This window comes from Microcoleus vaginatus HSN003, from assembly GCF_022701255.1.
In the GTDB taxonomy this organism is placed as follows: Bacteria; Cyanobacteriota; Cyanobacteriia; order Cyanobacteriales; family Microcoleaceae; genus Microcoleus; species Microcoleus vaginatus_B.
Map to the genome: position 1 here is coordinate 267,747 of NZ_CP031705.1, position 12,663 is coordinate 280,409.

At 45.2% G+C, this 12,663-nt stretch carries 11 protein-coding genes; 6 read left to right on the forward strand and 5 right to left on the reverse strand.

The annotated features are described in order from the left end of the window. Positions 1–86 precede the first annotated feature (86 nt). The 4 genes from D0A37_RS01205 (at position 87) to D0A37_RS01220 (ending at position 4,683) form a co-directional block, all read left to right on the forward strand. Positions 87–2,228: a SpoIIE family protein phosphatase gene (locus D0A37_RS01205; RefSeq protein WP_242720225.1), complete on the forward strand. Its 2,142-nt coding sequence runs from the start codon at positions 87–89 to the stop codon at positions 2,226–2,228. A 159-nt stretch (positions 2,229–2,387) separates the two neighbouring features. Next, a complete protein-coding gene (locus tag D0A37_RS01210) occupies positions 2,388–3,623 on the forward strand; it encodes an adenylate/guanylate cyclase domain-containing protein (protein ID WP_242720228.1) in 1,236 nt (411 codons plus the stop codon). 55 nt (positions 3,624–3,678) lie between these two features. After that, positions 3,679–4,263 (forward strand): slr1658 family protein, encoded by a 585-nt coding sequence (locus D0A37_RS01215; protein ID WP_508632739.1) that lies wholly within the window; start codon positions 3,679–3,681, stop codon positions 4,261–4,263. Between the two features lie 66 nt (positions 4,264–4,329). Then, complete coding sequence (locus D0A37_RS01220; RefSeq protein ID WP_242720232.1) at positions 4,330–4,683, forward strand: slr1659 superfamily regulator; 354 nt, start codon at positions 4,330–4,332, stop codon at positions 4,681–4,683. A gap of 187 nt (positions 4,684–4,870) precedes the next feature. Here the strand turns inward: D0A37_RS01220 and D0A37_RS01225 are convergent, their stop codons facing one another. Then, positions 4,871–6,352, reverse strand: a complete 1,482-nt coding sequence (locus tag D0A37_RS01225; protein WP_242720234.1) for a sensor histidine kinase — start codon at positions 6,350–6,352, stop codon at positions 4,871–4,873. A gap of 130 nt (positions 6,353–6,482) precedes the next feature. Beyond that, positions 6,483–7,343: an alpha/beta fold hydrolase gene (locus tag D0A37_RS01230; protein WP_242720236.1), complete on the reverse strand. Its 861-nt coding sequence runs from the start codon at positions 7,341–7,343 to the stop codon at positions 6,483–6,485. A gap of 128 nt (positions 7,344–7,471) precedes the next feature. Between D0A37_RS01230 and D0A37_RS01235 the strand changes: the two genes are divergently transcribed. Further along, entirely contained in the window at positions 7,472–7,672 is a 201-nt protein-coding gene (locus D0A37_RS01235; RefSeq protein ID WP_242720238.1) for a hypothetical protein, read from the forward strand. 168 nt (positions 7,673–7,840) lie between these two features. After that, on the forward strand, positions 7,841–9,901 hold the full coding sequence (locus D0A37_RS01240) for a BamA/TamA family outer membrane protein (RefSeq protein ID WP_242720240.1): 2,061 nt from the start codon (positions 7,841–7,843) through the stop codon (positions 9,899–9,901). A 320-nt stretch (positions 9,902–10,221) separates the two neighbouring features. On the opposite strand, the gene D0A37_RS01245 is transcribed toward D0A37_RS01240, so the two are convergent. From D0A37_RS01245 to D0A37_RS01255, 3 genes are all read right to left on the reverse strand, one after another. After that, positions 10,222–10,719, reverse strand: a complete 498-nt coding sequence (locus D0A37_RS01245) for a heavy metal-responsive transcriptional regulator (protein ID WP_242720242.1) — start codon at positions 10,717–10,719, stop codon at positions 10,222–10,224. A 7-nt stretch (positions 10,720–10,726) separates the two neighbouring features. Continuing rightward, positions 10,727–11,002, reverse strand: coding sequence for a thioredoxin family protein (locus D0A37_RS01250; protein WP_242720244.1), 276 nt, complete (start codon positions 11,000–11,002; stop codon positions 10,727–10,729). A gap of 350 nt (positions 11,003–11,352) precedes the next feature. Continuing rightward, positions 11,353–12,654: a HEAT repeat domain-containing protein gene (locus D0A37_RS01255; protein ID WP_242720246.1), complete on the reverse strand. Its 1,302-nt coding sequence runs from the start codon at positions 12,652–12,654 to the stop codon at positions 11,353–11,355. Positions 12,655–12,663: the final 9 nt, after the last annotated feature.

Here is a 12,663-nt window from a genome sequence, read left to right on the forward strand (position 1 = left end):
TTCGCGGCGTCATTATTTGGGTGTAGGGCAGCATTTGAAAAGTTAATCCACCTACTGTAAACCCCCCGCTGGGAGTGTTTTTAACAATGGTTTCTGAAAAAACTGCGATCGTCTCCAGATCGGGCAAATTCCGTCTCCGCAATGTCTTGGTAGTGCCCTTTGTTCTCCAAATTTTGGCTGCTGTTGGCTGCGTTGGCTATCTCTCTTACAGAAACGGAGAGCAGATAGTCAACGATATTGTTAGTCAGTTGCGGCAGGAAGTGAGTGCGAGAGTTTACGAACGTGTCCAAACCTATCTGGAAGCTCCGCCACTGGTGAATCAGATCAATCAGGATGCTGTACCTTTGGGGGTGTTGAACTTTGACGATTTAGAGCAAGCTCGACCCTATTTTTGGAAACAAGTTCTGCAATTTAAATCGATCGGTTACGCGGGAATTGCCAACGAAAAAGGTCAGTACCTGCGTGTGGGTTGGGTAAATCGGCTGGTTCGACTTGAACAACCTCAGCTTGCCCAGCAACTGATTCCCGGGGGTGGCGACTTGATATATTACAACCTTGACGCTGATGGAAACCCCACAACAATTGACAAAACCACACCCAATTATGACGTTCGCACGCGCCCTTTTTACAGAGTTGTTGTTGAGAAGAAACAGGCAGCTTGGAGTGAAGTTTATATTAATTTTGGTTACGGTACACTGCAAATTAATGCGAGTCTACCCTATTACGATCCCAAAGGCCAACTAATTGGCGTCCTGACTTGCCAGATGGGACTAGATCAAATTCGCCACTTTCTACAAACCTTAAGGGTGGGTAATTCCGGTCAAGTATTTATCATTGAACCCCAGGGTGAGTTAATAGCCACCTCGGTTAAAGAACAGCCTCTTTCGGTGGGAACAGGCCCAAATACAAAGCGAATCAAAGCACAGGAAAGCAGCAACCCATTGATGCGTCAAAGTGTGGTTTATCTGCTCGATCGCTTCAAGCGTTTGGAAGACATCCATCAAACTATTCAACTTGACTTTAAGCTCAACGGTGAGCGGCAATTTATCCAAGTTTCTCCGCTAACTGACAAGTACGGTCTCAATTGGCTGATTGTAGTAGTAGTTCCTGAAGCGGAGTTTATGGCGCAAATTTATGCTAACACTCGCCAGACCATTTTGCTGTGTATTGTGGCTCTCATTGTCTCTGTTGGAGTGGGTATTTTCACCGCTAGCTGGATTACTCGCCCCCTGAAGCAAATTGCTCAAGCTTCAGAATATCTAGCAGGTGGTGCTCTTAACCAAAACGTTGATTCCAGTCGAATTTGGGAAATAGAAACATTAACAAATTCCTTTAACAGCATGGCGAGACAACTGCAAGAATCCTTTGAAACGCTAGAAGATAAAGTCAAAGAACGTACCTCTGAACTCGCTACAGCCACCAAACAAATTGCTGCTCTCAACCAGCGCCTGAAAGCGGAAAACCTCCGCATGAGCTCCGAGCTCGATATGCTCAAACAAATGCAGCAGTTGATTCTGCCAAAACCTGCTGAACTTGCAGCCATTGAAGATTTAGATATTGCCGGATTTATGGAGCCAGCCTCGGAAGTAGGCGGTGATTACTACGACGTACTTTGTACTAACGGGGTTGTCACGATTTGCATTGGTGATGTCACCGGACACGGATTAGAAAGCGGCATTTTGATGGTGATGACTCAAGCGGCTGTTCGCACTCTTCAGGAAATGCAAGAATCCAACCCGGTGCGCTTTTTAGATACCCTCAACCGCACTATTTATAAAAATGTCCAGCGCATGAACTCCGACAAAAATATGACACTAGCTTTGCTCCACTACGCCGATCGCACAATTAGTATCAGCGGTCAACACGAGGAAACTCTTGTGGTCAGGAAAGGGGGTCAAATCCAGCGGATAGACACCATAAATTTAGGATTTCCGCTCGCATTAGATGAGGATATTTCCGATTGGATTAGCCATGTTTTAGTAGACTTAGAACCTGGGGACGGGGTGGTGCTTTATACTGACGGCATCCCCGAAGCTAGAAATATGCACAAAAAATTCTACGGTATCGAAAGACTCTGTGAAGTGGTTTCTCAAAACTGGCATTTGAGCGCCGAACAAATCAAGGAAGCCACCATCAATGATTTGCGAAACTTTATTGGAGAACAAAAGGTATTTGATGATATTACTTTGCTCGTATTGAAGCAACAGGGAAATATTGTGCATAATTGATGAGTGACGGTCGTCAATCCGCTTTCTACGAGGAATCTTGGATTTAGTGGTCCAGCATCGAAGCAGAAACAGGATTTGGAGTTCCGCGCCTGTAAGTTATAATAATTTACAGCGAGGAAGTCAAACAATTTTGCGCTTCCAGATTCGGAAGTATAAATTATGAAACCACAAATAAAGTTAGCGCCCTCTAAATCTCCAGAAGAACTCTATACCCAGCTACAGGAGTTGAGCGAAAAACTTGAGGAAGTCGAAGATGAAAAAAATAGCTATGAAACCTTAGTAGAAATTATCACCCAACACTCCACGGATCTGGAAAACCAGATCCGTCATAAAAATCGAGAGATGCAGACTTACATCGAGCAGGTAAAAAAGGTTATAGATGCAGCTATTGCTGTGAAAAACAACAGCTTTGAACCCGAGATATTGTCAGAAGTGGCAGCGCGCAGTGATGCGCTGGGAGAACTGGCACAGGTATTCTCGCATATGGTGCAAACGGTGAAAGCGCGGGAACAAGAATTAGAGAAACTTTTGCAGGCTTACGGACGTTTTGTTCCCGATGAATTTCTCCAATTTCTCGGCAAGCAGAGCATTGTTGATTTCCAGCTTGGAGATCACGTGAGCAAAGAGATGGCAATTATGTTTTCTGATATGCGTTCCTCCACCACGATGGCGGAGCAAATGACTCCTCAAGAAAACTTTGACTTCATCAATAACTATTTACAGCAAATTAGTCCCGAAATTCGTAAGCACAACGGTTTTATTGTCAAGTATATTGGAGATGGAGTCATGGCAGTTTTTCCTGATGGCGTTGATGATGCTATTCAGGCAGGAATTGTGAAATTGGAGCAGTTGCAGAAATACAATCAAAGCCGTAAAATAAATGGGGATATACCGCTGAAGATTGGCATTGGTATCCATGTGGGTGATACGATGGTTGGGATTATTGGAGACGCAAATCGGATGCAAGCAGATGCGCTCTCTGATCATGTCAATCTCACCGCTCGTCTGGAAGGTTTGACTAAGTATTATGGCGTATCTTTATTAATTTCTGGAGATGTGGTGCAACGTTTGAGTCAACCCCAAAAGTATCATATCCGTTTTTTGGATCGGGCTATTGTCAAAGGTAGACAAGAAGCCATTACAGTTTGTGAGGTGTTAGATGTTGAAGTAGAACCAGTGCGATCGCTCAAAATTCAAACTTTGCCTATATTTGAGGAGGGACTCCAACAATATTGTCAGGGAAATTTTGCTAACGCCCTAGTTTGTTTTGAACAGATAGTGGCGCTAAATCCAGATGACAAGCCCAGTCAACTTTACCTAAAACGAATCCAATCGCTGTTAGAAAATAGTATTCCTGCTAACTGGAATGGCGTGTGGAAATTCACCCAAAAGTGACATTAATACATCAATTGGAGGGAGAGAAATCATGACATCTGGAAGCTTAAAAACAATGACACAAATTTTTGGAGAATTCATTGAAGAATTTCCTCCTGAACACGACTCCCTAGAACTTACATTTACCCCCAGTTCTCGCCCCATCAAGCAGCGCTGGCGCAACAACCGGCTTTCTGCTCATTTTGTAGCCGATTATTTGTCTAGCTTTCTACCGGTGGATGAGGAGGATGCTAGCAGCGAGAAACGGATAAAAGAAAGCAAGGGAGCTGTGAGCTACGTAGCCAACGAACTGTTAGAAAATGCGATAAAATTTAATAACGATGATACCAATTACAAGGTCAGGTTTGGCATACATTTTATTGGTGAAACAGATGTGACGGCGGTAATTTTTGCCAGTAATAGTGTCAATCCACAAGGGGCAAATAAGCTGAAGGAGTTTATTGAAGAAATTATGGCTGCCGATCCTAATGAACTTTATTTGCAGCAGCTTGAAAAGAATGCGGAATCGGAAAGTGACACATCGGGATTGGGATTGCTGACGATGATTAATGACTATTCAGCTAAGATAGGTTGGAAATTCGATCGCTGGCAAGATAGTGATACCATCATTGTTACGACTGTAGTTCAAATTAAGGTCTAGTTTCTAGCGTTTCAATATTTACTCTCTTGTGCGATCGCAATATTTTAGTCAGGAAACAAAATCACAATGGCCATTCAAGAAATTAAAGGTGAAGATTACAGCATTCACTACGATCCAGAATCAGTCACAGTCACTTTCCAAGGCGAACTCAGCCTGAGCGGCCCTCCAGAGTATGCACCAATAGTCGAATTGTTAGATGAGGTCGCTAATGGGGAACCTCCTACTATTACCTTGAACCTACAACAATTGGAATTTGTTAACAGTTCTGGTATCAGTATGCTGTCTAAATTTGTTATTAGTATCCGGAAAAAGAAAACGATTCAACTTGTGGTATTGGGTTCAAATGATATTCCTTGGCAACAGAAATCTCTCAGAAATTTAGAAAAGCTGTTGCCAACTTTGAAGCTCGAATTAGCATAGGGTATCTGTAAATTTTAATTAAAGTTAACACAGGCGGGACGCCCGTGCCACACACAGTTAACACAGGCGGGACGCCCGTGCCCCACACAGTTAACACAGGCGGGACGCCCGTGGCACAGTTAACACAGGCGGGACGCCCGTGCCACACACAGTTAACATAAAGAAAATTGGATGATTAGTAAATTGCTTAAGTTTGGTGGATCGGGAGTTCAATGATAAACTCGGTTCCCTTGCCGGGCTCCGACTCGCACCGAAGCGAGCCTCGGTGATTTTCTACTAAGATTTTGTAGACAATAGACAATCCTAAACCAGTACCTTTACCAATTTTTTTGGTGGTGAAAAACTGCTCGAACATTCGCTCTTTTATCTGTGGTGTCATTCCGGTTCCCGTGTCAGCAATCCGCACTCTCACGCGCTCTGGCCCTGCTAATTCTGTGGTGATCGAAATTTTTAGCGCAGCATAGGGCTGATTTTGTGATACCTCGTCCAAAGCATCGATCGCGTTGGTAATTAGATTCATAAATACTTGATTTAGCTGTCCTGAATAACACTCTACAGGAGGCAACTTTCCATAATTTTTAACTACTTGAATGTCGCGACGGTCTATTTGAGAATTGAGACGGTTTCGCAAAATTAACACGGTGCTGTCAATGCTGTCGTGCAAATCGCACATGGTCATGTTACTGTTATCGGTTCGCGAAAAGTTGCCCATAGATTTGACAATTTCGCGAATGCGATTAGAACCCATTTGCATGGAAGAGATAACTTTAGGCAAGTCTTCAACTAGAAAACCAAGATCTATCTCTTCGACTTTCGCTGTGATGTCGGGACAGGGATTGGGATAGCATTTTTGATAGAGACACAGCAGGTGCAACAAATCTTGAGTATAAATTGCGGCATGGCTCAAGTTGCCGTAAATAAAACTAACTGGGTTATTAATTTCGTGGACGATACTAGCCATTAGCGCCCCCAGCGAAGACATTTTTTCGCTGTGGAGGAGTTGAGCTTGAGTTTGTTTTAGTTCGCAAAGTGCGCGATCGATCTCGGCCGCTTGAGCTTCTGCTTTCGCGGTAGCAGCACAACTTTCTTGATAAAGTTCAACCTGTTTAAGGTCGATTTCAAATTGTTCGATTTCGCTTTCTTGCTGGTATTGACTCACCACGGCATCGAAAGCTTCTAGCAATTCGCCGCCCGCTGCTTCGATAATGTACAGCAGATGGGGATTTTCCAGCATGAGTTCGGCATCGGGAACTTGCAGCAATGCTTTTATTCGATCGATATATTGGCGGACTTGTTTGTCTAGATACAGTGGCGCCTCAAAATACAGTGCCTTGACGGTGGCTGAAGGGGGACTCACTAAGTTGATGCGGCTGTCAGTATTAATTAAGTCGCGGTGCGATTTTTCCATAAGCTCGATCGCCTCTAACAAATTCCCCCGCAGTTTGGCTCTTTCTACCCCATTCTGAGAGCAAACTAACCTCATGCAAAAAAAAGCCGTGCGTTGGGAAAGCATTCGCTGACGGCCACTGATATTAATTACCGCAGCACTAATTTTTCTGGCTGTCGTAATTTCTTCCAGATTAAAGTAGTTGCTCAGTGCTGCCATTGGTAATACCCCCGACTCAATTAAATGTCTGTAGCTCCTGCTGACACAAGATTTAAGAGCCATAAAAAAACATTGTACAATACACTAAGCAATATATTCTGTATTTCTTACTAAAGTAGTATACTAAAATACAATAATTTTCAATTAGTAGTCTATCACAATTTTTATGAGTCGGCTTCTTGCACCGTTTTTCTTAATCATTCAAAAATTTACAAATCAACTTCGCCATAACTTGAGCTTGAGTTTGTGGCAACCCGTGAGCAGCATTAGGAATAATTGCTAACTCGGCCCCCGGTATCTCATTAGCGTAGGTTTCACAGTGCCATAAAGGAATTGTTTCGTCACTATCTGCTGCGATGACTAAGGTAGGAATTTGCAATTTGTGAATTTCTTTTTCTACTGTATCAACTGCGTCTTCTGGCCGCATCCGGCTCATTAAAAATGACCTTGCTACTGGTTGAGACATTAACTCGCGTCGCCACCCGGAAATTTGCTGCAATTTATCACTTTTTCCAGCTAAACTAGCAAAAGGTTTTGCCAACTGCAAGGCCCAATCCACGGCTGGAGTTTTCCACAACAGGGGCCGCAAAGCATCATATTGACCACAAAAACTATCGTCCCGAATTCCCGCTGGTGCTGCTAATACTAAACTGCTCACAGAAGTAGGATATTTTAGAGAATATGCAGATGCTACCCAACCGCCAAAAGAATGTCCGATAATGCAGCAGGGTTCGATATTTAGTTGTTCTACAACTTGCCGCACAAAAGCAACTTCTACAGCTACGTCATAGCGGATTTCTGGTTTGCTGGATTCTCCAAAACCTAACATATCTAAACTGATGCACCGAAACTGAGATTGCAATAACTCAATTAATGGCAGCCAGCAAGTCTTTTCTCCGAAGAAACCGTGCAGCATCAATAAGGGTGTGCCGCACCCGATGTCGAGGTAGGCTGCTGTTTGAGTGGTGCTATTGACAAATGTACTTAAGGTGTGCTTTTGTCCTACAACTGCTTGAGACTGCATGGGGATCGACTTCTGATAGGTAAGGTACATTTGTAAACTATTGTAACAAAAGAGCAGTCCAAAGGTTAAAGTTCATTACGGAGTACACAATTAGAAATAGACCATGATATTCTCTATGATTATTAGAAAATACTGCCAACTCAAAGCAGGAGAACACTTTGAACTCTACTTTAAAACAGTACCCGGCTTGCTCTCTTCGCGAAGATGTCAGTGAGTACGTAGCACACCTACAGCTTCACATGACGTTACAAGCTCGCAACTTGCTCCCTACCATTACTACCGCTAAGGACAGTCGCGAACAACTGTTGCAGCAGACTCAGGCTCATTTTGAGAAACGAGTTTCTCGACAAACTCTTTAAACAAATTTTCGGTTTCCCCAATTTACGATCGCCCGCGATCGAAACTTTCCCAAATTTCAGCATCCCAGAAACCCGGTAGCCTCAAAAATACCGGGTTTCTTTTCGGCTAATTAGGCAGGGGGCCGGGTTTTGGGTAATATGCCTTGGGTGTGCTTGAATTTTATTTTTATGCGAATTCCGATTATTGCATTTTTGAGTTTGGCGGCGCCTGCAGGCGGTGAATTGGCGGCGCGGGCGATTGATCCGAGTGCCGCATCGACTCAGGCGGAGTTTAGAGAGGGAACCGCAGAAATTGACAGGCGAGACGCCTGTCCCACAAGGGCACAGAGGGAGGAGGATGAGGTCATCGGTGATAACTTAACGTCAAACCGACTGTCTCTGTTGTTTGTAGCGAAGTCTAGATCCCCCCTAACCCCCCTTAATAAGGGGGGGACAAGAAATATGCTCAAAGTCCCCCTTATTAAGGGGGATTTAGGGGGATCTAGACTCGATGACAAGCGACATTTGTTATCGGTTCCAGTCTTAAATAGTCACCAATCGGATGAGGTGAACCCAACTGTGCGGGATTTGCCGGCATCCGATGAGCTCGCAACTTCTCCAGAAGTACGCGCGGCGCAGCTATCCCCTAGGGAATCTCCCTCATATCGTTTCCGGTTGCATCAAAATAATAAAGTCGAGTCAACAGTTAACACTCAACCATTCAGTTTTTCCACCCCGAGTCAACAGTCAACAGCCAACAGTCAACAGTCAACAGTCATTCCGGTGCAACCGGAATTGATATCTCTCAAGTCCAGGCACAATAAAGATTTTACATCTCTGTTAAAAACTCCGGCGGCGATCGCGGCCAACCCCGAAATTCCCGAAGCAGTAAACAGCAACGCCCAACAGCTAGGCGGTACTCTACAAATCAGTCAAGCCGGCAATGCTGAAGGCGTTTACGTTGCTGATGTGAAAATTCGCTTTGTCAATTCCCGAGGCGAAGCTGTTGATAAAAAAGGGAATCCGGTTGAGGGCAGAATTTCGGAAGATTTTATCCGAGGCGAACTCAAACTCAAGGCGGGGGATAACTACAGCCGGGAAGTTGTGCGATCGGATTTGCAGCAGTTGCAGCAATTGGGATTGTTTGACAAGGTTACGGTTTCGATTGAAGAAGTTGGCACGGATGTTAATGTAATTTACAACGTTCAAGAGCGATCGGCTCGATCTTTTAGCGTAAGTGCCACTCTTAGTGATGATATTGGCGTTGCTGTTCCTCTTTCGTATACCGATCGAACTTTCGGCCGGGCTCCACAGCGGCTAGCAGTGGAACTTGTGCCCAGCCTCCGAGGTATTGAGTACCAGATCGAGTTTGTCAGTCCTTACGTTGTAGGCGAAGACCGTTTGGGATACAGTGTCAGAGGTTTTCGCGATCGCAAAACATCGGAAATTTTCAACAAAGATATTGATTTGCCCAACGGGAACCGAGTTCGGGAAATTCGGATGGGCGGAAATCTCGCATTTACGCGACCTTTGGGCGATTGGCGAGGGACTTTGGGACTGAATTATACAAACATCAGTACGCGCGATCGCAACTTAAATATCGCCCGCCGCGATGAACTCGGCAATCCTCTCACATTCAGCGGCTCGGGCGTTGAGGAGTTATACACTGTTTCTGTGGGTGCGCTGCTCGATCGGCGGGATAATCCCTTCACCCCTACCAGCGGCTCGATTCTCAGCCTCAGTACCGAGCAGTCGATACCTCTCGGGCGAGGAAACATTGTGAGCAACCGCCTGTTGGCAAATTATATACAATATATACCAGTAACTTTGCTCGGCCGCGGCGAGTCCGAAGCCTTGCCCGAAATGCTGGCTTTTAACCTGCAAGCGGGGACGGTAATCGGGGATTTGCCACCAACAGAAGCTTTTCGTCTCGGCGGCCGCAATTCCGTGCGGGGTTACGATACCGGGGATATTGGCAGCGGCCGGAGTTATTTTTTAGCTTCCGGCGAATATCGGTTTCCTGTGGGCCAGGATGTCGGCGGCGTGATATTTGTTGATTTTGCGTCGGATTTGGGAACGGGAGATAGTGTACTCGGAAAACCGGCCGTAGTCAGGGACAAACCGGGGACTGGGGCGGGTGTTGGGGTGGGCGTGAGGGTGCGATCGCGCTTTGGATTAATTCGCTTAGATGTGGGTGTTAGCGACTCCGGCGACCTCAAATTTATACTCGGTACAAAGCAGCGATTTTAAATTACTCATTAGTCAGTAGTCATTAGTCAGGAGTTAAGTTTAGGGGTGGGTTTCACCAATCATCTATCTCAGAAACCAACAATATAATAAACCCGCCTCCACGAACACGACAAATCCGAATCTACATTTTTTGGATTCGATCGAACATCAGGTTAATCTGGGTTATCGGCTGTGTGGGTGCGGGTTTACTCTAAGTTCACCTTGTAGAACTGTGACTGTAAGGAGAATTTGTCCAAGTTAGACACTTTCTTTGTGCTTTCATTTTTTCCTACCCTCTCCGAGCCAGCCAGAGTCGATCTTACTTCAATAAATGTTGAATTCTAGCTTGCATCCTCTTTTTCTCGCTCAATCAATCCACAGATTCTGCCGTTAAAGCTCGCCTCAGTAGTTGTAGCTGGTGAGTCTGAAACGAAGGCAGAGATTTGCTCATACCGATTGGCTAATTCGTGACGGAATGCCAGCATTTCCTGGATGTGGCAGTCCAACTCATCGAGGTGTTTCTTCACCATTGTCTGGAGGCTGGCACAGGGAGGAATCCCCCCAGCCCTCATTTCAATTAGCTGTTTAATTTCATCGAGCGAAAGCCCGAATAGCTTGGCTTTCTGGATGAATCGCAGACGCTCTAGAGCGTCTGCGGAATAGATGCGATATTGTGACTCTGTTCGCTCAGGTGGGTCGAGTAAGCCCAAGCGTTCGTAATAGCGAATCGTTTGAGTGGGGAGATTTACTTGCTTGCCCAACTCACCTATCAATAGGCCTTGTTTCACTTTCGTACCGTCTCCTTTGCTGTGATGGGGAAGGATAGTTTCCTTCCCCATACTTGCTCTATCCTTGTCCAATGCCAGCCGCCACAAGTGCTTCGCGGGATACTGGAGTCTGGTTGGAGCAGCACTCAGCAAGCTTGCCATTTACAACAACAGCAGGGACGCGGTGAATGCCGTACTGGTTTGCTTTCTCACGGCAATCATTACTAGCACAACCCTCGCGCAGGTCGTACACCTGCACCTCGCAGTTCGGGCAGGCTAACTCCCTCACCAACTTAACGGTTTCATCACATAAAGGACACCCAGCCGTAAAGACTTCGACTATACGCTTTGCCATCTCAAACTTCTCCTTGTGAACTCTGAGATCAGTCTAAACCTTATACTCAACTTCAATGTCAAGGGGTGTGTTTCGTCACCAACGAGGGGAGGATAGTGTCAGCAACGAAGTTCCCAAAGGCGACTCCCTCGGCCTGGGCTTGCGGCCTGTCGGTGATTTCTGCTAAGGATAGGGCTAGTTGTCGATCGAATAATTGAGTTGGATTTCTTTGCTCAACCCAACCTCCAAAGTTTGTGGTAGTAATCGAAATTGAGTGAAATATAGGAGCTCGGTAAGGACACAACAATGTTGTATCCCTACTGTGTTGTAGGCAATTGAGAATTGCTATATTTATTTATGCTCGTAAATGCTTAACGCTTTGGTTTCTTCAGATCAACATTTTTCGGCTTAGCCGGCGGAGTGCGCGGATAAAACTTAAACTTATTGAGCGCAGCACTTGCCGATTTAGCCACACCGCTATCTATATCTCGCAAAGCTTTTTGTAGCAGCGGAATCACTTTTTCCGACTTAATCATTGCTAGTGCTTCCACAGCAGCTTCGCGCACATCCGGGTGAATATCTTGAGCTAATTTTCCCAAGGTTTCTATTGCTCGCTGACTTTCGGCTCTCAGAGCATTAGCAGCAGCCATTTTACCTAAAGAAGACGCTGCAAACTTGCGGGTTTCTTTGTCCTGACTTTGAACACATCCCATCAACTGCGGTAGGGAATAGCTTGGTGCTTGTCTGGCAATTGGAAGCTGTGGTTCGACTTCGGGTTGATGTAAATCAATTGGTTGTGGTTCCGAAAAATCTGTGTAATTTAACTCTTCTTTAACTTCTGTTTGATTTAACTCACTTGAAAGTTTCTGCAAAACTTCTTCTTGTGATAAACCTTCGGCAAATTCTGTTGAATTTAACTGACTGAACTGCTGCTGGGGGACTTCTTGTGGTTGTACATTACTCTCGTACTGCTCTTGCAAAGACCTGATAGTAACTTGCATCTGAGCTTCGTGGTTTCTCAACTGCTCGTGAGCCGCTTGCAACTGACTCTCGTATTGCTCTTGCAAAGCCTCCATATTTAACTGCATTTCAACCTCTCGGTTCTCATATTCCTCGGCAGTTTGCCTCAAGCGAATTTCGTGTTCATCTTGCAGGTTTTGCAAATGTTGATCCATCTGAGCTTGATAACTTAGATGCAATTCGTCAGCAACTTTGAGTAAATGATGTTCGTGTTCTGCTTGCAAAGATTGGAGATTTTGCTGCATCCTAGCATTGTTAGCAGCTTCTAATTCCTCGCTGATTTGTCGCCGCAGCTCGTACTCGTCTACGCTGGCAACTGGTTGGACCTGCCTGTCGCGTTCTGCCAAAACTTGTTGGAGCTGATTTTCATATTGAGCCGCAACTTGTTTGAGCTGGTTTTCGTATTGGGTAGTAACTTGTCTGAGTAAATTTTCGTGTTCGATAGTAGCTTTTCTAAGCTGATTTTCCCGTTCTCCCTTCTGAGATTCGACAGCTTGTTGCACCCGAGACATCTGAGCTAATTCTATTTCCTCACTAATTCTGCGAGTTTGCTGCAAGTATTCTTGCTTTTGCTTCTTTAAGCGCTTTTCCACTAACCAGTAAGCAACTGCTACCCCTGCCAAAAAACCTACGATCGCTCCTATGATACCCACAACTGAGAT

What these genes read in the sequence shown, in the direction of transcription:
- D0A37_RS01225 (WP_242720234.1), bottom strand. Translation starts at nt 6,352, where the DNA reads ATGGCTCTTAAATCTTGTGTCAGCAGGAGCTACAGACATTTAATTGAG.
- D0A37_RS01205 (WP_242720225.1), top strand. Translation starts at nt 87, where the DNA reads ATGGTTTCTGAAAAAACTGCGATCGTCTCCAGATCGGGCAAATTCCGT.
- D0A37_RS01220 (WP_242720232.1), top strand. Translation starts at nt 4,330, where the DNA reads ATGGCCATTCAAGAAATTAAAGGTGAAGATTACAGCATTCACTACGAT.
- D0A37_RS01245 (WP_242720242.1), bottom strand. Translation starts at nt 10,719, where the DNA reads ATGGGGAAGGAAACTATCCTTCCCCATCACAGCAAAGGAGACGGTACG.
- D0A37_RS01250 (WP_242720244.1), bottom strand. Translation starts at nt 11,002, where the DNA reads ATGGCAAAGCGTATAGTCGAAGTCTTTACGGCTGGGTGTCCTTTATGT.
- D0A37_RS01240 (WP_242720240.1), top strand. Translation starts at nt 7,841, where the DNA reads ATGCGAATTCCGATTATTGCATTTTTGAGTTTGGCGGCGCCTGCAGGC.
- D0A37_RS01210 (WP_242720228.1), top strand. Translation starts at nt 2,388, where the DNA reads ATGAAACCACAAATAAAGTTAGCGCCCTCTAAATCTCCAGAAGAACTC.
- D0A37_RS01215 (WP_508632739.1), top strand. Translation starts at nt 3,679, where the DNA reads ATGACACAAATTTTTGGAGAATTCATTGAAGAATTTCCTCCTGAACAC.
- D0A37_RS01230 (WP_242720236.1), bottom strand. Translation starts at nt 7,343, where the DNA reads ATGTACCTTACCTATCAGAAGTCGATCCCCATGCAGTCTCAAGCAGTT.